This is a genomic window from Streptomyces sp. NPDC020780 (genome assembly GCF_044334475.1).
GTDB lineage: Bacteria > Actinomycetota > Actinomycetes > Streptomycetales > Streptomycetaceae > Streptomyces.
On the sequence record NZ_JBIRTB010000012.1, the window covers coordinates 134622 to 154446 of the forward strand.

Here is a 19825-nt window from a genome sequence, read left to right on the forward strand (position 1 = left end):
ACGCTCCCTTCCTGGGTGTTCATGCGGTGACCTCCGTGAGATGCAGCGTGTCGGGGACGTCCGGTGACAACAGGGCGAGCTGTGCGGGCCGGATACCACGGAAGACGCACACGGCGCGGCCCTTCTCCAGCCGCCGGGTGTCGGTGATGTCCGGGTTGAGGCGCAGTAGTCCGGCGAGTGCGATCCCGTACCGGGCGGCCACCGAGGTGAGCGTCTCGCCCTCCGGCGCGGTCACCCGGTGCACGTCCTCGTCGTATGTGGCGAGCCGTGCCGGGACCGTGGTCCGCGGTTCGGTGAGCGTGTCCGCGAGGGCGGGCAGACCCTCGGGAGCGAGGGAGGCCGGCACTCCGCCGAAGACGTCCACGTCCACATGGTCGACACCGGGCACGGAGTGGGCCGTCGCCAGCACGTCCGACAGATGTGCGGGGCTGCCCAGCTCGCGCCGTGAGCTGCCGAACCGGGTCAGCAGGGCCTGGCGCAGCTTCGGTTCGACGATCCCCCAGCTGTGGTCGGCGGCCACCTTCACCTTCGCCGCGAGGACGAGCAGCAGCAGTTCGCGTACCTGCACCCGTACGGGCAGCCGGGAGTCGCCGTACCGGGCGAGCGAGGAGCGCAGTGCGGCCATCACGTCGGAGTCCTCGGCGATCGGGATGTCCTGGACCCCGGCCACGGTGACGTGCAGCACCCGCCGCCTGCCGTCGAAGAGTTCGCGCGCCACCGCCCGCCCGATCCCGGCCCGGGAGCGGGCGAAGTCCTCGTAGTCCGCGACCGACACCAGCCGGTCGAGGGCGGACACGGCGAGCGGGATCGCGGACCGGGTCTGCCCGGGGCCGTCCGCGTCCGCGCCGCCCGTCGCGGGCTGGGGATTGGTGACCCCGGTGACGCCCAGCGGGCGGGTCACCGCCTGGGTGACGCGGTCGGCCCGGACGTTGGCGGCCCTGCCGGTGCCGAAGCGGTAGCGGGCCCGGACGTTCTCGTGGCCGGTGGGGAGCCGGGCGCCGTGCACCCCGTCGCCGAAGGTCACCGTCGTCCGGCCGCCCGCGGAGCCGCAGACGTAGACCCGCTCACGCGGGCCGCGTCCGGCGAGGCTGTCCACCCGGTGCCAGAGCAGCCCGTCGACGCGCACGTCGAGGGCCGGGGTCGCGCCCGGCGGGTTGTCGGCGGGCAGCCAGGTCAGCGGCGCCTGCCAGAGCGCGAACGTCTGGTGGGCGAGGTCCGCGTTCCCGTTGCCGATCGCCTCCTCCCGGCTCTCACCGTGGCGGGCCGCCACGACGTTGCCCCGTACGCGTACGGTGGCGCGCCGGTAGCGGTGGACCAGGTCCGCCGTCAGGGTCAGCCTCGTGTGCACGTGGTCGCCGGGCAGCAGCGGATCGATCACCTGCTCGACGCCGGCGACGGTCACCAGTTCGGTGGCGGGGGCGGCCGGTACGTCGGTGCGCTCACCGGACACGATCAGCCGCCGTCCCGGGCGCAGCCCGTCGTACAGTTCGGCGAGTTCCAGTTCGTTGCCGTGGACGTCCTCGGCGAGCGGCTCGTCGGCGAGCCGCAGCGCCTGCCCGCCCGCGTGCACGGTGGCGTCGCGGATGGTGGAGAGCAGTACGTCGTGCTCGTCGAGCCAGGGGTCGGCCAGGGTCAGCTCCGTACCGCGGCCGGTGATGCCGAAGTCGGTGTACACGACGGTGCGCAGGGAGGTGACCCTGGTGGTGACGCGTCCGAGGGCCGGATCGCCCGGAATGCCGTCCGGCCCCGCGGATCCCTTGCGGGGGCGCTCGATCACGACCCAGCTGCCGACCGTGATCGTGTCGTACACCGAGTCCAGCGCGATCACCCGCCGGTCGGCGGGTTCCGGCACCGTGGCGATGCCGATCACCACGTTCGCGGGTTCACCGCCGACCGTGTAGCGCACGGTCAGCTCGTGTCCCGCGTACCTGATCTGCCGGTGGTCGCCGGGCGCCAGGTCCCAGCTCGCCGGCTCGCCGTTGTGCACGGCGACATGGACACGGCCGTCGTCCGCGGGCCGGGACACGAACAGCGTCCGTGCGGGCAGTCCGTCGAGCAACCGCGCGGTCACACCCGGCTCCCGCGAGTCGGCGGGACGCCCGTTCACCCCGCTCGGATCGTGGTCCTGAGCGGTCCGGGTCATGACCACGACCCGGCCGGGCCCGAGAGCGAACGTGGCCTCCGACGGCAGGTTCTCCGCGTGCTGGACGGACGACCCCGTCTCGGTGTGCTGGAACTCGGCACGCACCGGGACCCTGCCCGCCGTGTCGAACACCACCCGCATCGTCGTGAGGGCCGAGCCGGTCAGCGGCCAGTCCGCCTGCCTGATCACCCGCCCCCGCTCGTCCTGCACCGGCCTCAGCGGGGCCGTCGCCCCGAACGGGGCGGCCGTCACGCGCAGCGCCTGCACCTCGTGCAGGAGCGACGGCGTGGTGGGGGCCGCCCGCCGCCACGCCGGGTACATCCCGTCGGCGATCCGCGGGTCGAGCGCCGCCAGCAGCCGCGCGCCCAGATCGGAGCCCGGGGCTCCCGGTGGCGCACCGGCGTACGCCGGCACCGGCCGGTCACGGGACGGGCGCACGGCCTCGCCGCGCAGCGCGGGGAGCAGAGCTCCGAGCGCCCGCAGCGCCGCGGACGCCGACGTGGCGGCACCCGGCACGGCGGCACCCGGCACAGCGGGCGCCGGCCGGGAGGGCTCCAGGTCCGCCGCCTGTGCGATCACGGCGCCGACCGTCGCCTCCAACTGCTCGAACCAGGCGACGACATCGGCGTGCCCGCGGGCGACGGCCTGCGCCTCCGCCAGCCGCTCGTGCGGCTCAGCCAACCGGGCCGCGAGGGCGGCCGGCGAGGCGACGGAGTCCAGGTCGGCCCGAAGAGGCGCGAGCACCTGGGCGTCGAAGTCGGCGATGAACCGGCTGACCGGCCGGGGGTTGGGGTTGTCGGGCGTGGGTTCGCCGTCCTCGACCGCCCGCTCGTCCTCGGTGATCCACTCGCGGAGCAGTGCCACCAGCTCGCTCAGTGACGGCGGGGCGGACTGCTGGAGCCCGATCCCCGTCACGTCGTCCTCCCGGTCGACACGGAGCCGGACCACGGTGCGGAGCAGCCGCTGACCCGGAGTGCCGTCGCCGCCTTGGCCCTTGAGGACGAACAGCAGGCGGTCCCCGGGGTGCAGGCCGGTCGTGGTGCCGGCCACCTGGATCTCGGAGCGCCGGGTCAGATCCTGCTCGGTGAGCAACGCGGGCCTGCGCCGGCGTACGGCGAGTTCGTTCCACGAGGCGCGGGCGACGAGGTCGGCGTCCGTCTCGAAGACCTGCGACTCCTCCTCGGAGGTGAGCGGAACGCTGTTGCTGCGCGCCCCACGCGGAACGACCACCTCCACGTCCACGCCTCGCGGGTCCCGGTCCAGGGTGTACGCGAGATGTGTGCCGGCGGCGATGCCCGGCCTCGGGTGGTGTCCCACCAGGCGTCCGAGCAGTGCCAGCGAGCGGTACTCGTTCGCGGTGCGGAGGTACGCCTCATCCATGATCCGCTCGGAGTGGAACGTCAGCAGGTCTCCGACGACGGCCCAGGAGTCCAGCAGCTGGATCGCCGGATCGTCCGGGGTGCGGACCGTCAGTCCCCGTAGCGCCGGATAGGCCGGGGAGGCGAGCCGGTCCACCATGGCCGCCAGGAACGATCCGTGGTCCCCGACCCGGTAGTGGAGGGCGGTTCGCCCGGGCGGGTTGTACAGAGCCTCGGGGGCCCGGCGTTCGTCGTGTCCACCGCAGCCGCAGCCGCCCGCGCCGCTCATCGGTTACCTCCGGCGAGTTCGATGGTCAGCCGCCCGTTGTCGGGGCGGTCCGGGTCGTTGTCGCAGCGTGCGATCTCCAGCGCGCCGAGCCGCAGCACGCCTGTCTCCAGGGCCGTGCCGTCTCCGGCGTCGCCGAAGAGCCGGCGCAGCCGTGTCACCGTGACGCTCTCCACGCCCCGCACCCCGGCTGCGGCGGCCACCAGCCGGCTGAGCCGCACGGGTGCGCCGAACACCAGGGCGTCGGGGTGGAAGAAGCCGAGCCGCCCGTCGTGAAGCCGCCCGCGGCCCAGCAGCCGGTACAGCTCGGCCAGGATCTGCCCGTGCTGGTGTCCGGGGGACGCGCAGACCGACAGGGCGATGTCCAGGGGCACGTCACTCGCGGGGCCGACCACCAGGTCGTGTCCGATCCGCCGGTAGCGTTCCAGCGCGTACGCCACCGAGTCGAGCAGCTCGGGCGCCGGGTCGCCGGCCCCCAGGGGGTCGACAGCGACATGGGCTTCCTGCACGCTGCCCGTCCAGCGGATCTCCGCCGCCGCCCGCTGCACGCCCGGCAGCACGGAGGCCAGTGCCGCGTAGTCCTCGGCGGTGACCGCCCGCTGGATGGTGCGCTTCAGGTCGAGCGGGGCCAACTGCCTTACTTGATCCAGCGGTTCGGGTGCGGTGCCGCCGACCGCCGGCAGCGGGTTGCGTACCCCTGCGACGGGCGGCGCCTCCCCGGCGTCCTCTGTCCCGAGGGGGCGGTGCAGCACCAGATGGTTGACGGCCTCCGCGCCCACGTTGCCGGCCGTGCCGCCGCCGAGCCGGTAGCGAAGCTCCAGCCGGGCTCCCGGCCGGGGCCGGGCGCCGTGGCGCCCGTCTCCGAAGCGCAGCGCGATCCGCCCGTCGTCCTCCAGTTCCCCGACGAAGGCCCGGTCACGGTGGCCGGCCGCGAGCAGGTCCCGCTGTGCGGTCCACTCCTCGTCGCCGTCCACGGCCGTCACCTGCGGCAGCGCGGCCCTCGGATCCTGGACCAGGGCGGCGGCCGGGCCCCGGAGCACCGGCTCGTCCGGATGCAGCCCTGACGCGTGGCCGGGGCCCCAGGTCCGCGCGATCTCCCAGGCGATGCCGGCGTCGAGCACCGCACCCGCTCGGGCGCGGGCCGTCAGCACGTGGAGCCTGCGCAGCTTCGGTGCCAGCAGCCGGTCCGCCCGGTGCAGCAGTTCACGCAGCGCGCGTACGGGGTGCAGGTGCAGCTCCAGGTGTTCCAGCGTCCGCAGCCCGAAGAGCACGGTGAGCTCCTCGACCTCCGCCTCGGTCAGCCCGTCGCGGTCACGCGCGCTGCGCCACAGCTCCACCAGCCGCTCCCGGACCCGCCCGGGTACGGCGGCCAGCCGGTCGGCCTGCCCTGCCGAGACGTGCTCCGGCAGCGGGAACGGCGCCGCCTGGACCACGGGTGAGCGCTGGAGTACGGGGCGGAACCTCGGCCTGATCCCGGGGTACACCACCTGCGCGAGGAGCGTGGCCAGCGCTTCGGCCTGCTCGTACGCCGTACCCGGTACGACCTTCTCGCGGCGGCGCCCGGCGAGCTCCAGGCCGATCCCGGCGCGTGTCACCTGGTCGTCACCGGCCCGCTCGGACAGCTCCCGCACCTGTGCGGCGGTGAGCAGCCGTCCGCGCCGGGTCTGTTCCAGTCGTTCCGCCAGGAGCCGGGCGGTCGCGTTGCCCCGGTCGGCGTCCCCGCAGCCGGAGCCGGAGGGCTCGCAGGAGCCGGGCACAGCGGGCTCCGGCGGCACGAGCACCGTCTCCGGCGCGGCTCCACCGAACGTCAGCGAACGGCCGTGATCGACGAGGACCACGTTGCCGCGGGCGACGCTCACATCCGCCACCGGCGCGCAGTCCGGCCCGCCGTGCGTCGACAGGCACAGGGGGAAGGTGAGCGCGTCCTGGCGGGCCCAGGTGACCTCCAGGACCGGCTGTCCGGCCAGTTCGTCCACGCCCGGGGTGACCGAGGTCAGCCGTACCGCCTGCCGGTGCGCGGGGTCGGCATCGCCGGGCGTACCCGAACGGGCTCCGCGCACTTCCTCGAACACCAGCAGATCGCCGGGGGCCAGGGCCAGCGAGCGCACCGTGCACTTCTTGTCGGTCCACGCGTCCCGGAGCGTCGCGGACACCGCGCCCTTCGGCAGGGCGCACAACTCCTCGCCCCAGGTCCAGAAGCGGATGGTGTTGTGCGCCGGGCGCAGCTCGGCCGGTTCGGTGTCCACCACCGGCTCGAAGACCTCTACCGCGCCGCGCTCGGCGAGGGCCGCCAGTTCACCGTCCTCGAGGACCGTACCGGTCTCGGGCCGGTCGCGGAGCCCCGGCGTGCGGACGTCGACAGCGGCGAAGCGGAACGTCCCCGGGAGCAGCGTCAGCCGCTTCGTCACCTCGACGGTGACCAGGGCCCGGGCGTTGCATCCGTCGTGCATCGGGTAGTCGATCAGCCGGACGTGCCGGCGCACCGACACCCGCCTGCGGGCGGTGTCGAGGTACGCCTCCGTCGCGACCGCGTCCTGGTGGTAGCTGATCCGGTCGGCCGTGTGGGCCAGCAGCTCGACGAGGGTGACGCCGAGGTCGGCGGGGTTGCGCTCGACCCGGTCGGGCGCGGTCAGCGCGAGCCGGTCGAGGAGGAGGCGGCGTACGGAGTCGTAGTCGCGCGCCGTGTAGTCGATGACGGGTGCCTCGGCGCCGGGGCCGGGGTCGCCGGCCGCCGGGTCGTCCGCGCAGTCGAAGGGCGTGGGACGGGCCGGCCGGAACGCGAACTCCGCCCGGAAATATCGCTGGTCGAAGCCGGGGAAAGGTACCGTGCCCGGCCGCCCGTACGCATCGGTCTCCACCACCGACAGCCGGTAGCGCGAGGTGTCCCCGGTCCGGTCGACGGTCACGAGCAGCCGGTCGTCGAGCTCCGGGTCCTCCTCCCTCTCCACGGTCACCTCGACCGCCTCGATGCCCGTGACGCGGCGGCCGCCGTCGATACGGACGTTCTCCGGGCACAGCCCGTGCGGGGCCTTGCCGAGGAACGTCACCGTGAGCGTCAGCCCGTCGTCGCCGGCCTCCACCGCGTCCACGCCGTGGAGCCGTGCCGCGCGCACCGTGCCGCGCCTGCCGTCCGTCCGGCAGGCCAGCTCCCTGCCCGTGCCGTTCATGCGGACCCGCTCCCTTCGAAGACCTCGTCGCGCCGGCTCCCGGTGGAGCGCACCACGTAACGCAGGTACACCCGGACGACGTTCTCCTCGCTCACCACGTCCAGGGATTCCACATCGATCAGCTCGCCCAGCCATCGCTGCAGCGAGGCCTGTACGGACAGTTCCATGGCCGAGGCGAGCTCGGGGCTGTTGGGCGTGAACACCAGGTCGAGCAGCCCGCAGCCGAAGTCGGGGCGCATCAGCCGTTCGCCGGGGCTGGTGAACAGCACCTGCTCGACCAGGTCCCGCACGTGTTCGTCGTACCGGGCGTGCGCCGTCCTGCCGCGCCGGTCGCTGCGGAACGGGAACGCGAGGTCGCTGCGTACGGTCCTCATCGGCACGTCACCCCCCTGAGTGCCGCTACGACGACCGGCGGCCCCTGCGGCACGAGCGCCGCGCCGAGGCACTGCGCCGCACTCGTGTCCAGCAGGACGGATACGCCGTCGACCCGCACGCCGCCGCCCGGCAGCGGGCTCCACCGGACGGTGGTGCACGGATGCGGCACACCCCCGACGGTGTGCGGGCACCCGGTCACCACGAAGGCGTCGGAGGCGGTGTGCACGGGCAGCCCGTCCAGGCGCACGGCCGCGTGCGCGTTCGCGGCGGAGGCCCGGCCGCCGTGGGGGCAGCGAAGGGCCGCTGCGGCGCTGACGATGGTCCCTGAACTGGTGGACATGTCTCTTCTCCCCGTTGTCTGCGACTGCCGCGCTGCCGCACTGCCGCCCTGCTCACTGCTTCTTCGCCACGATCAGCCGGCCGTCGTTGATGTCGACCTCGCCGCCGGTCAGCACGATCGAGGCACCCTGGCCGTCGGCGATCGTCACGCCCTTCTCGTCGACCTGGATGTAGGCGCCGGTCGCGGCCTGCAGACGGATTCCGTTCCCGCCGTCCGGCACGTCGCCCATGACGAGCTTGTGCCGGTCGGAGGTCTGGATCACCACGTTCCGGTGCGCGGGCGTCCCGGTCAGGGCGTCGGGCGGGAGCTCGGAGGAATCGCCGTACCAGCAGCCCGTCCAGATGGGGAAGCTGACGTCCCCCTGCTCGAACTCCACCCACACGCCCGCCCCTTCGGCGGGGACGGCGTACTGCCCCGACTGCGGTCCGGTGAACGGCAGGCAGGGCATGGCCCAGGTGGACGTCTCGTCGCCGAGGACGTCCGGCACCTTGACCGTGACCCGGCCGATCCGCAGCGGGTCGTCGTTGCCCACGACCCGCCCCCGGAACTTGCCGAGAAACCGGTTGTTCGGTCCTGCAGCCATGCGTAGCTCTCCTGGTCCTGTTCCGTTTCCGCTGTCGCGGGCGTCACGGTCGTACGGTGCCGCTCCTGGCGATGAGGCCCTCACGCGAGAGCGTGAAGTTCTGCTGGTACGAGCCGGGCCTGAGGGTGTGGGTGACGGACTTGACGAAGTAGTCGCCGTCGTACGTCACCCCGGCGCCCCGGACACCGACCAGCTCGCGCGGGCGCAGGATGTACCCGTGCCGGTTGACGTCCAGCGACCCGGACCCCGAGATGGCGTCGGCGGACAGCGCGGCCCGCGCCAGCAGCTCGGCCTGAGCCTGCGCCGACTCCTTCTTCGCCGTGCCGGACAGCGTGCGGCGCTTGAGGGCGGGGGTGGCGCGGCGGCCGAGCGGGGGGCGCAGCGGCCCGATGTCGGGCTGCGGCAGGAGCCGGCTGTCCCGGGTGGCGGGGTCCTGCACCCGGACCTGCGGTTCCTCCCTGGCCGTCCCGTCGTACGCGAACGTCAGCTGGTCCACGGTCGAGTTGACGTCCATGTTGACGTTGAGTGCGTGCTGCCGCTGCCCGGTGCGGGCCTCGGGGCCCCAGACGGCGGTGGAGTGGCCGGGGCGGGGCCCGGGTTCGAGGTAGAACGTGTAGCCGTTGGCCCGGGCCAGGTCGTTCACATAGCTCAGGTCGGTGCCCGACTGGTAGTCGACTCTTAACTGTTCGCGCGGCGGCTGCTCGATCTGTTCCTGGAACACACGGGCCTCGATGCCGTAGTCGGCGTACTTGGCGAGGATGCGGGCGACGCGTCCGGACGGCCGCAGGTTCGGGTACCGGTCGGTGCGCTCCTCCAGGTCCATGAGGAGGGTCAGGTCCTCACCCGTCACCGTGAGGGTGGAGTGCCCCGGCTGGTTGCTCGCGCCGACCTCCTGGCGCACGATCAGCCCGTCGAGCAGCACCCATGCCGTGCCCTTCACGCTCACGGACAGGATCACCCTGGTCTTCGGGTCGAAGAAGCCCTCCGGCAGCAGCCTCCGGGAGAGCGCACCGTGCTTGGTGAGGTCGAACGCCATCTGGAACCCGCTGCGTTCGCCCGCGGTGGCGGTGATCTGGACGGACAGCAGCGCCTCGGTGACCTCGGGCGGTACCGGCCGGGTCAGCCGGGGCCCCGTCCGCAGCGCGATGTGGATGGGCCCCCTCCCCACGGGCTGGTCAGACATACCGTGCCCCCTGAAGACCGTCGGCTCCCGGGATCGCCAGGATGCGGCCCGCCTCCTCGGTCAGCTCGTGCGGGTCCAGCACCGGGTTGGCGTCGGCGATCCGCCACCACTGCCCCGGGTCGCCGATGTACCGCTGCGCGAGCAGGTCCGGCCGGTCGCCGCTGCTGACGGTGTGCGGGGTGCTCTCCTGCGCCGCCTCGCTCAGCGGCGGGAGCAACCGGCGTTTGGCATACCGCACCTCGGTCCCGTCCGGCATCCGGTGCACGCCGATCTCGACGTCGTGGTAGCGGCTTGAGCGGGGGTAGGGGTGGGCGCCCGGTACGGCGTCCAGCGCGTTCTCGTACGGTTCGATCTCGGCCATGCCGCTCAGCCCCTCCCCAGGACGGTGTGGTTCCCGGCCAGCCCCAGCGAGAGAAGTCCGCCACCGCCACGTGCGGCCCTGGCGAGCTGCTCCTTCTGCGCGAGGTGCGCCATGTAGAGATCGGCCCCGCGGTGTCCGGCGGGCAGATCGCTGACGCTGAGCACCTTCATGCCGATGCTGAGGCTCGCCCGGATCGGGTTGAGGTTCACGTCGAACGCCGACTCGTTGATGGACAGTTCGGTGAGCCGCACGGGCATGACCCGCTTGCTGCCCCAGGTGAAGAGGGTGAGCGGCATCTCGATCGGGCTGATCTCGATGGTCCCCTTCCTGGCGAGCCGGCTCGCCTCGCGCAGCTGGGCGGTGGTCGGGTGCACGAGCATTTCGAGGGTGGCCAGCTCGGGGTGGATCCCGTCGGGGGCGGCGACCTCGAACTGGTCGGTGGCATCGATCTCGGCGGTGAACTTCCAGGTCTCCTGGGCAGGCCCCTTGAGGCGGAGGGCCTCGTTACGGTCCCCAGTCCCACTGCCCCCTCCGCCTGAGTCCCCGCTCCCGCCGGCGGACTGGGGGGCGAGGCTGCGTTCCAGGGTGTCGGGGTTGAACTGGAGGACGATGATGCGCTGGGGGGTGCCGCGTTCGGGATCGACGACGACGATTCCGGAGCGGATGGGCTTGGGGATGTCTGCGTAGCGGGTCACGCGGATCCCTCGTTCCTGTCGACGAAATATTTCGCCTGCATCCGCAGCGTTTCCGCGGCGTCATCCTTTGCCATTCGCTTCACCCAGGGACCGACGATTTCCCAGCTCAGATAGAGAGCTGATAGCAGTGCAGCCCTCCGCAACGAAGGATCATCGTCGACAAAGGCGCCCCGAATGAGCTGGAGGGCTTCATCAGGCGGGGCAGACGGCAGTCCCACGGCAAGCTGCACCAAGGAAGTCGCCAGATCCTCACGGATTACTGCGGAATGAACCCTGTCGATCAACTCGGCGACGCCCGGGGGGCTGAAGAATGACCTGGCCAGTTCGGTGAAACGCTCGACATCAACCTCACTCCCTCCGGTCACTTGAACATATGCAACACCAGCCTGCACATTGTCTACATAGTGGAAGAAGAGCCGACCGGCGATCACCCAGACCCGCTCAGAGCCGTAAGGTGTATTATTTTCGCGACCTTCTGTGAAACCCGCCCCCTCGACAAAGAGCATCACTTCAGCTTCGGCTGAGGGACGGGACAGGATCAAGCGATCACCATGACAACTTTCAGGTACTTCCACCAAAACTCGACCTTCTTCTCTCACTACTCGCCTTCCTTGCGGGTCGGCAACCAGAGCCACGGGACCTTTTCCTCGATGTCAGGGTCCGCGTTGCGGGCATCTCGAATACGTTGACGGAGCAACTTCGCCACACTCTCCTGCGTCTCCGGAGAGACGAGGATGTCGTCGAAGTTGGAAATCCGATCCAACCAGAGCACCGAGCGATTCACATATCGTTCCGGAGTCTCCACGCTTTCTCGGAGCTGCTCATCCGTCGGCGTCACCATCCCTCTCCTCTTGGCCCACCTCTTCGAGGCGCTCTTCCCCGCAGAGAACTTCTTCTTGTCCGGCTCCAGCAGTGCTGCCATCTGCTCCAGCTCCGCCTCGCTGAAGTGAGACATGGGGGCTCCGGGTTCCCGACTGCCCATGAGCTTCAAAATTTTGTGCACCTGCGCGGACGCCGCGACCGGCTTCTGCTGGACCATGAGTCCACGACGAAAAATCTCTTGCACCCGCTGTTTCTTCTCTTCCTCGTCCTTCCCCTGCTGGGCCCAGCGAATTTCTCCGCGACCTACGAGGCGCATAAGCGGCGACCGCATACTCTCGTCCAGCTCACGCAATACGCGATCAAATACGGCCTCACTCAGCAGTTCCGCTGATATATTTGAAACTCGCCCTTCACTGACGTCGGCGGACGCTGTCAGATAATCCGAGCCGAATCCCTGCTCACGAGCGAAAGCCGCACGGTCCTGATACGTCTCCATCTTGTTTTCCGGACTCATGATCGGTGCCGCCGGGTCGGTCTTGAAGCCGAATTTCACACGAGGGGACTGCGCCTCTTCCACCTGCGGGTGCACAACTCGCCCTTGCTTTCCGCTCTTCGGTAGCCCGCTCACCCACTCTTCGAATGCAAAAGCTTGCTCAACGAGCGGAATACCGCTCTTCAGATGCAGCGGATCGGGTGTCTCCTTCTTCTCTCCCTCCTCTTTCCTGGTCTTGTCCCGCGCTTCGCGCGTGGCACGGTTAGCCGCTTGAAGTGCCTGGAGTTTCTTGAAGGTCTCGACATCCATCTCTGGATTGAGCGCCGCGTGCAGAGCACCGCTGGCGTCTCCCCGAAGAGCGAGTTCGGTCAGGCGATACCAGACCCTCATGCCTGTCAAAGCGCTGCGGAGTAATGCCCCCTTGACACCACGTCTGAGCATCGGTCGAATTTTGGGGCGCATCCGTGCCACGATCTTTCGCAGCCGTTCCTCTTTGGACTCCTTCGAGCTCTCTTCCTTCTTCCGCCGGTCCTTCTTGCCCTGCTTCTCCCTGGCCGTGTCCTTGTCCTTGTCCCTGTCCTTCGGCTTCCCGTCCTTGTCCTTGGCCGACCTCGGCTTCTCCCGACCCTCGTATCCGTCGTTGGGCTTCGGCTGCCTGCCTCCGCTTCCCTTCTCCTTGACGGGCTTGCCCGGGCCGTTCTTGTCGTCGCTCTTGGGCCTGGGCCTTTGCGGGTCCTGGTCCATCGCCTTGTTCGGGCCGCCCTTGCCGTCGTCCTTCGGCTTCGTGGAGTCCTTGTGCTTGCCCGGGGTGTCGTCCTTCGGCTTGGGCTTCGTGTCCGGCTCGGTCTTCGGCTTCGCCGGGGGTTCCGGCTTGGGCTTGGGCTTCGGGAACGGGGTCGGGCGGGTGTCCGGCTTGGTGTCGTTCTTGTCCTTCTGCTTGGCGTTTTTGCCTGTGCCCGGGGTGCTCTTGGGCTTCCCGGGCTTGGTGAGGTCGGGCTTCGTAGTCGTGGTGGTGGGGCGGTTACCCGGCGCAGGCGTGTCCTTCTTCGGGTCCTGGCCCTGGCTCTGCTTGCCGCCGCCCTTGTCGTCCGAGCCCGCGCCGTCCTTGTTCCTGTTTGTGTCTTTGTCCCCGCCCTTGCCCTTGCCCAGCTTCGCGGCGACGCCCTTGAGGCGCTTGCCCACCTTCGAGACGTACTTGCCGATGCCGGTCATCAGCGCCTGGTAGAGGACTTCGAGCAGGGCGACCACGCCCGCCGCGACCGCCTTGGCGAAGAGGATGCCGGCGCCGCCGCTCCGGACCGACTTCAGCCAGTCCAGGACCATGCCCAGCGCGCTCAGGATGGCGCTCAGCGCGCCCCAGGCCGTGCGGATGGCGTCGATCACTGCCATGACCCAGCCCGCGCCCGGGATCAGCTTGGCAACGATCTTGGTCATGACCAGTTCGCCGATGATCAAGGGGAGTTGGGGGACTACGGCGTCCCAGGCCTCCTTGACGATCTCCTCCATCTTGATGCCGCCCTTGAGCAGCTTGTCCAAGATGGCCTTCGGGACGCCGATGATCTCCTGGATCTTGTCGGTGAACCACTGCTTGACGGCGGACTTGACCTCCCGGAACAGGTGGTTCTTCGCGCCGTCCACCGCGGAATTCTTGGCACCCCCCAGCCAGCCGCCCGGGTCGGAGAGGAAGTCGACCGCGATCAGCATCCAGTCGCCGAGCGCGCTCAGCAGCTTCGAGGCGAAGTCCAGTACCGCCTTCACCGCCGCCACGACCGCTTTCAGGGCGGCCTGAAGCATCTTCTTGAGGAAGTCCAGGATGCTGCTCAGGAGTTTGCCGATGGCGTCCAGCAGATCGGTGATGGCCTGCTTCAGCGCCGTGGCGAGCCTGTTGACCAGGGCGATCGCCGCCGCGATCAGCCCCGTGATGAACTTCCTGATCCGCTTGGCCAGGTCGATGATCCCCCGGACCATCGCCTTCGCGAACTCGATCAGATCGTCGATCAGTTTCTTGATCGCGTCGACGATGAACTTGCGGGCCTCGTTGATCCAGCGCTCGACCGTCTCCTTGAAGTTCTTGATGAAGCCGACGACCGCGTCGCGCGCCGCCTTGATGACGCGGACGATCGCGTCCTTGATCTCGATGACCTTCTTCTTGATCCAGTCGAAGGCCTTGCTGACCCAGTTGCCCGATTCCTCGACGCTGTCGTCGCGCTTCTTCTCGGCCTCCCTCTCGGCCTTGGTGTTCTCGTCCTGGATCTTCTTGTCGCCATCCTCCTTCTCCTTGACGACGTCCTCGTCGGTCTTCTTCTCCTTGTCCTCGACATCTGTGCGGACCTTCACGTGCCGCTCGGTCTTCTTCGTGCCGAGGGTCTTGAGCTCCGCGTCCTGCTCGGTACGCCAGTCGGCCCGCTCGGCGGTGACCTCCTCCAGGGCCTTGTCGCGCTCGCCCGTCTGGCTCTCGGTGTTGGCCGCGATCTCTGCGTCGACCTTCGCCTTGTGCTTCTGCTGCGAGTCGCGGAAGTCCCTGTCCTTGGTCTGCCTGCCCTCGGACATACTTTTCCGGCCGTCGCTGAATGCCGCCTGGAACTGTGGTCCCTGCTCGTGCTCAGCCACTTCGGAGGCTGCCTCGGGAGGCACGGCCCCCGAGCCGGCGCCGCCGTCGGGCACGCCTCCGCTGCCGCCCTGCCCGCCGGGCACCTTCGCCGTCATCTGCTCCTCGGGAGCGTTGGGGTAGACCTGGTTCTCCCCCATCGGGCGGGCGGCGTCGTCACGGCCCGTTGTGACGGTCTCCTGTCCCTTGGTATCGACGGCAGTGCCCTGCTCACCTGCCGTCTGCTCGGCGGCGCCCTGCATCTCCACGCCCGGGGCGTTGCCTGCCTGGGCGTTCTTCAGTGCCTCGTCCTTCGTCGGCAGCCCTGCGAACTTGGCGGCCAGTTCCGACGCGTCCACCTCGAAGCCGACCCAGCTCAGTACCTTGCCGATGCCGAAGCCCAGGGCCATCTTGAAGGTGTCCCAGCCACCCGGCTCCTCCGCCTTCTCGGCCTCGATCTGTCCTTCGGGCTCCTTGGCCCCCTCGACCTCGGCCTTCTCCTCCGCCGGAGCCTCCGACTTCGCCGCCGGATCCTGGGAGTACTCGGCCGGTGCGTCGGCCTTCGGCTTGCCCTCCAGGGTCTGCGGGGCGCCGGCGGGGCGCTGCATCGAGGGCGGAGCGGCCGCGAGGGTCCTGTGCTCGTCGCCGACGGTGCGGTCCACGGATCCGCTCACGCCGCTCATCGCCTGAAGTGCCTTGTGCGGCTTGAGCTTCGAGGCCGTGGTCAGGCCCGCCTCCGGAGCCACCCCGGAGAGGTTCGGGGCCGCGCCCGAGTCCTTCCTGCCCTTGCCCCTGCCTGGTCCGGCCGGCTTGGCCCCACCGCCTCCGCCGCCACCGCCCGATCCCGCACGGGCGGGAGCCGGCTTGGACACCGTGGCCTTGGAAGCCGGTGCGGCCTTCGCCGCTGTCGGCGCGTCGGGAGTCTTCGTGGGTTCAGCGGCCGCAGTGGGCGCCGGGCTCTCCGTACGAACAGAGGGCTCACTCTTCGCCGGGCCGCTTCCGGATGACTCGTTCGGCGCTCCGCCCGACGTATCCGCGTGGGACCCGCCGGAGACGTGGGTGTCCCGTGCGGGCGAGGGTGCTTGTGAGTCCGCCGTCGGTTCGCTCCGGCCCGTCGGTGCCGCGTCCGTCTTCTTCTGCTCCTCCTTGGCCGCCGGCTCCGGCGCCGCCGCGTTGCCGGCCACCGCCTGAGGCGAGGCCTTCTCCTGCGCACCCACCGCCGTGTCTCCCCCGGCGGGAGTGCCCTTCTCCTCCTTCTCGGCCGCCTCCTTGGAGTCGCTTCCGGCTTCCGACGTGCCGGGCGCCTCCTGGACGGCCGTCTGCGCGGCGACGGGACCCGCCTTCGGGTCGGCGCCGCTCTTCGGGTCGCGCGAGTCCGTCACCGGCCGTACCTCGGCGGCCTGCTCCAGCGCGAGTCCGCCGGGCTGTGCGTCTCCCTGCGCGTCTTGGTCCGCCTCGGCCGACGGTTCCGCGTCCGCGGGTGGACCGGCACTGTCCTGCTCGGGTTCGGACTCCGCCGCCGCGTCCTCAGCGTCCCGCTCAGCCTGCACCAGGTCGGCTTTCGTCACCGGAGGGGCGGGGAACGACGGGGCGGCCGCGGTGCCTGGCGAGGAGGGGTCCAGCTTGTCCACCGTCGGTACGGCGGACACATCCAGGTCCTGCGTCGGCAGGAAGTCCTCCGGCTGAAGTTTGACGTCCCAAGCACTCGGCTCCCCGCCGGCCTCCACCTCCGACTCGCTGCCGGAACCGAACGGATCGTCGTCGGATCTCTGCTCCGGGCCGTCGAGATCCTGGTTGCGTACTCCGTCGAGCGTGCTGAACGCCCCGGATAACTGGGCATCCTTGCCGGCCGCGGACGGAGAACCCGTGGGCTTCTCCGAGCCACCCTTGTCCTCCGGCTTCAGCTGCTGTCCCGCCACGAGCGCATCGACGGCTCCCGGACGGTTCCTGGCCGCGGACTCCTCCTTGCTCGCGGCCGGGGCGCCCTGCTGTTCCTGGCCTTCCTTTCCCTCACCGGAGCTGGTGGTCTCCTTGCCGCCGGCCTCGGACTCCCCGCCCGGGGACGTGGACGAGGCCGAGCCGGAGGAAGCGGACGTCTCCTGCTGCTGAGGTGCGGGAACCGGGGCCGCCGAAGTGGCGCCCGAGCCCTGTTCCTGCTTTCCGCCCAGCCGAGTACGTCCGTTCTTCGGGGTACTCCCGGGAGCACCGCCCTCGTCGTCGTGGTCCTTCTCCGGACCCGGCGCCGGCGCGGGCTGCTGCTCCTCTTCCCGCCGCTCCTCGGCCGAGCGCCGTTCCGTCTCCCGTTCGTACCGCAGTTCCTCGACCGGATCTTCCTCGACGGCCGGGGCGTCCAGCGAGTCCCGCTCCACATCGTCGTAGGCCTCCACCTCGTCGACGAGGTCGAGCACCCGCTCGTGCTCCGAGCTGAGCAGCCTGGTCTCCAGGCGCTCCAGGACGATTTCCTGCAACTCCTCCGGCATCCGGGCCAGTTGCCTGCGGGTGCGCTTCGAGCGGTCCTCCGGGTCGCCGCGCAGCGAACGCACGACCGAGTTGGCCAGCCGCTCCACCAGCGTGGCCGGGTCGATCTGTTCCAGCTTGTTCCGGTCCGCGTCCACGGTCGCGTACCGCAGCCAGCCGGGCGTCGACTGCCCCTCCCCGACCTGGGTTCCCGCCTCGCCGTCCCGTACGGACTCCTGCGCCGCCGACTCCGCCTCGCGCTCCACCGCCTGTTGCGGCAGGCTCACCGCGCCCAGGTCACGCCCGGCCCGCAGCGCCCCGAGACCGTGCGGGTTCTGCACCGTGTGCAACAGCTCGTGGGCCAGCAGCCGCTGACCGTCCAGCGTGCCGGGACGGTACGCACCCTCGCGGAAGAAGATGTCCTGGCCGACCGCCACCGCGTCGGCGCCGAGCATCTCCGTGAGCGCGCCCGCGTTCCGGTCGGTGTGCAGCCGTACCCGGCCGAAGTCGTGGCCGAGCTGTTCCTCCAGCTCCCGCCGTACGCTCAGGTCGAGGGGCTGGCCCGCGCCGCTGACGATGTTCTTCGGCTCGGGCGCGCGGGCCGCGGCACGGTCCTTGCGCTTGCGGCGCCTGCCGGCCTGGTCCGACCGTGTCTCCTGCGCGTGGGACGTACTCATCGCGTCACCTCACCCCCGCCCGAGAGGCCCGTGTGCACCGCGCGCGCCAGCTCCCGGCCGAGGCGCCGCGAGGAGAGGTTCGCGGGCATCGGGGGCAGCCCCGCCAGGGCCTCCAGCGCCTGTCCGCCGTCGGCTGCGAGCGGCACGCCCCGGTCCCGTACGAGCCGGCCCAACTCCGCCTGGAACGCCTCCGACACGCGCTCCGGATCCACCCGTCCGAACCCCTCGAGCACCAGCTCGCCGATGTCCACCCGTACCGTGCGCTGCTCGTTCACACCCATCCGTGCACCTCCGCCGGTGTCAGGGAGCGGTCGAGCTTCAGGTACTCGGTACGGGCGGCCTCCAGCAGGTGGCGCATCTGCAGGTGGTCGCCCTCCTCCGCCGCGAGGAACGCACCGGAGAGCGCGATGTTGCGAATGGAACCGCCGGCCACGGTCAGGCGCGCCAGCAGGGCGGGGTCGACACCCTTCGTCGGCGCACGCGCGGGCAGCACGCGGCGCCAGATCTCGGCCCGCTCGCTCTCGCCCGGGAACGGGAAGTCGACGACGAAGCGGATGCGGCGCATGAACGCCGTGTCCAGCGCCTGCTTCATGTTCGTCGTGAGGACCGCCAGTCCCCGGTACGCCTCCATCCGCATCAGCAGGTAGCTGACTTCGAGGTTGGCGTAGCGGTCGTGGGAGTCCTTGACCTCGCTGCGCTTGCCGAACAGGGCGTCGGCCTCGTCGAAGAGCAGCAGAGCCCCGCCCTGCTCGGCGGCGTCGAAGACCTTGCGCAGGTTCTTCTCGGTCTCACCGATGTACTTGCTGACCACCTGGGAGAGGTCGATGACGAAGAGGTCCAGGCCCAGCTCCTTCGCCATCACCTCGGCGGCGAGGGTCTTGCCGGTGCCGGAGCCGCCCGCGAAGAGCGCGGTGACTCCCAGCCCACGGCGCAGGGTCCCGGCGAAGCCCCACTCGTCGTACACGGTCGGCCGCTGCCGCACATGCGCGGTGATCGCGCGCAGCATCCTCAACTGCCGCTCCGCGAGCACCAGTTCGTCCCAGACGGCCTGCGGCTCGATCCGGCGGCCGAGCTCGTCCATGCCCATCCGGGCCTCGGCGAGCCCCGCCCGCCAGGCCAGTCCGGTCGCGTCCAGCTCGTCCTCGCCGGGCAGGTCCCTGGCCACCGACGCGCCCGCCGAACGGACCAGGTGGGCCGGCAGCGAGAACTGGGCGACGAGGTCACGCAAGTCGCCCTCCGACACCTCGGGCACTGCGGCGAACGCGCCGGTCCACACCCCGAGCTGCTCGTCCGCGTCCAGCGGCGGTACGACGACCCGCTCGCCGCGGGGGCGGGCCGTCTGCCGGGGACCGGAGCTGGACACGACCAGCGGCACGGCGGCGCTCTCGACGAACGCGTCGGTGGCCGCGCTCTGTTCACGGTCCAGGTCACCGGCCTCCAGCAGCAGCGCGGCCGGCAGCAGAACCGCTTCGCGCTGCCACAGTCGGGCCAGCAGGTCGCGTGAGGCCGGGGCGGCCGGAAGGTCGGCGGCCGACATCTCGTAGAGGCCGAGTCCCGAGCGGCGCGCGGCGACCGCGGCGATGTCCGCGCGCGTACGGAAGTCGGCTCCCACCAGCTCGACCCGGAGCGGCGCACCGCGCCCGGCTCCCGCCCAGCCGGCCGCGACCCGGTCCGCCGCCAGGGCGTGGGAGGCGGGCAGCGTGTCCGGCGCGGTGGTCCGGCGCAGCAGCCCGTGGAGCCGTGCGTCCAGATAGGGCGAGCCGACCAGGAAGTGCAGGATCCGCTCGTCGAGCCGGAGCCGGGACGTGGTCAGCCGGGTCTCGTCGTCGAGCTCGACGATCCGCCAGCGCCGCAACGGGGCGACGGGTGTCAGTGCGCTCCAGTGCGGATCTTCCAGCGCGGCGAGGGCGAGCGAGAACGTGGGGTACGCCCGTTCCGGATCACCGCAGGCCGCCGCACAGCGGGCGGCCGTCGTGGGGACCAGCTCGGCCGCCGCGGCCAGAAGGACGACCTGGCGCTCGAACGGGCTGAGGCCGAAGCAGTCGACGAGGGCGGCGAGGGCCGCGGGGCCGGGGGACGCGGCCGGGGTGGCGCCGGGGTCCGTGCTCTCCGCCGGCTGCTCGGACCCGGCCGGTCCCGAATCGCGCGTCGCGCGCCCGGCGTGGGTGTCGACGCGGGCCAGCACGGCGTGGACGGCCGCCAGGAGTGCCCGCCCCTGTGCCGCCTCGTCACGGCCCCGGCCTCGGCCGGCCTCCGCGTCGCCCACGCCCATGTCCTCACCCCCCGTGTTCCGCATCG

Annotated in this window: 12 protein-coding genes; all 12 read right to left on the reverse strand. The window is 71.0% G+C overall.

Annotated elements, in window-relative coordinates; all coding sequences use genetic code 11:
• Window positions 1-19: 19 nt before the first annotated feature.
• Genes ACH4VO_RS23525 through ACH4VO_RS23580 form a run of 12 tightly spaced genes read right to left on the reverse strand, consistent with a single transcriptional unit; the run spans window position 20 to window position 19823 of the window.
• Window positions 20-3790, reverse strand: a complete 3771-nt coding sequence (locus ACH4VO_RS23525) for a putative baseplate assembly protein (protein WP_360990274.1) — start codon at window positions 3788-3790, stop codon at window positions 20-22.
• The gene (locus ACH4VO_RS23530) at window positions 3787-6954 is read right to left on the reverse strand and encodes a putative baseplate assembly protein (protein ID WP_360990271.1); all 3168 of its coding nucleotides are present in this window, start codon (window positions 6952-6954) and stop codon (window positions 3787-3789) included. The genes ACH4VO_RS23525 and ACH4VO_RS23530 overlap by 4 nt, the downstream gene beginning before the upstream one ends.
• Complete coding sequence (locus ACH4VO_RS23535) at window positions 6951-7328, reverse strand: GPW/gp25 family protein (RefSeq protein ID WP_360990268.1); 378 nt, start codon at window positions 7326-7328, stop codon at window positions 6951-6953. Before ACH4VO_RS23535 ends, ACH4VO_RS23530 begins: the two co-directional genes overlap by 4 nt.
• Complete coding sequence (locus ACH4VO_RS23540; protein WP_360990265.1) at window positions 7325-7669, reverse strand: hypothetical protein; 345 nt, start codon at window positions 7667-7669, stop codon at window positions 7325-7327. Before ACH4VO_RS23540 ends, ACH4VO_RS23535 begins: the two co-directional genes overlap by 4 nt.
• Before the next feature lie 52 nt (window positions 7670-7721).
• Complete coding sequence (locus tag ACH4VO_RS23545; protein WP_360990262.1) at window positions 7722-8252, reverse strand: phage baseplate assembly protein V; 531 nt, start codon at window positions 8250-8252, stop codon at window positions 7722-7724.
• Window positions 8253-8295: 43 nt separating this feature from the next.
• Entirely contained in the window at window positions 8296-9435 is a 1140-nt protein-coding gene (locus tag ACH4VO_RS23550) for a hypothetical protein (RefSeq protein ID WP_360990260.1), read from the reverse strand.
• The gene (locus ACH4VO_RS23555) at window positions 9428-9796 is read right to left on the reverse strand and encodes a hypothetical protein (RefSeq protein WP_360990258.1); all 369 of its coding nucleotides are present in this window, start codon (window positions 9794-9796) and stop codon (window positions 9428-9430) included. Before ACH4VO_RS23555 ends, ACH4VO_RS23550 begins: the two co-directional genes overlap by 8 nt.
• A gap of 5 nt (window positions 9797-9801) precedes the next feature.
• Window positions 9802-10491 carry a hypothetical protein gene (locus tag ACH4VO_RS23560; RefSeq protein WP_360990255.1) on the reverse strand — a complete coding sequence of 230 codons (690 nt, stop codon included), beginning with the start codon at window positions 10489-10491 and terminating at the stop codon, window positions 9802-9804.
• A complete protein-coding gene (locus ACH4VO_RS23565; protein ID WP_360990253.1) occupies window positions 10488-11126 on the reverse strand; it encodes a hypothetical protein in 639 nt (212 codons plus the stop codon). Before ACH4VO_RS23565 ends, ACH4VO_RS23560 begins: the two co-directional genes overlap by 4 nt.
• A complete protein-coding gene (locus ACH4VO_RS23570) occupies window positions 11090-17527 on the reverse strand; it encodes a DUF4157 domain-containing protein (RefSeq protein WP_360990250.1) in 6438 nt (2145 codons plus the stop codon). The genes ACH4VO_RS23565 and ACH4VO_RS23570 overlap by 37 nt, the downstream gene beginning before the upstream one ends.
• Entirely contained in the window at window positions 17524-17808 is a 285-nt protein-coding gene (locus tag ACH4VO_RS23575) for a hypothetical protein (protein ID WP_360990248.1), read from the reverse strand. The genes ACH4VO_RS23570 and ACH4VO_RS23575 overlap by 4 nt, the downstream gene beginning before the upstream one ends.
• Complete coding sequence (locus tag ACH4VO_RS23580; RefSeq protein ID WP_360990245.1) at window positions 17799-19823, reverse strand: ATP-binding protein; 2025 nt, start codon at window positions 19821-19823, stop codon at window positions 17799-17801. The genes ACH4VO_RS23575 and ACH4VO_RS23580 overlap by 10 nt, the downstream gene beginning before the upstream one ends.
• Between the last annotated feature and the right edge of the window lie 2 nt (window positions 19824-19825).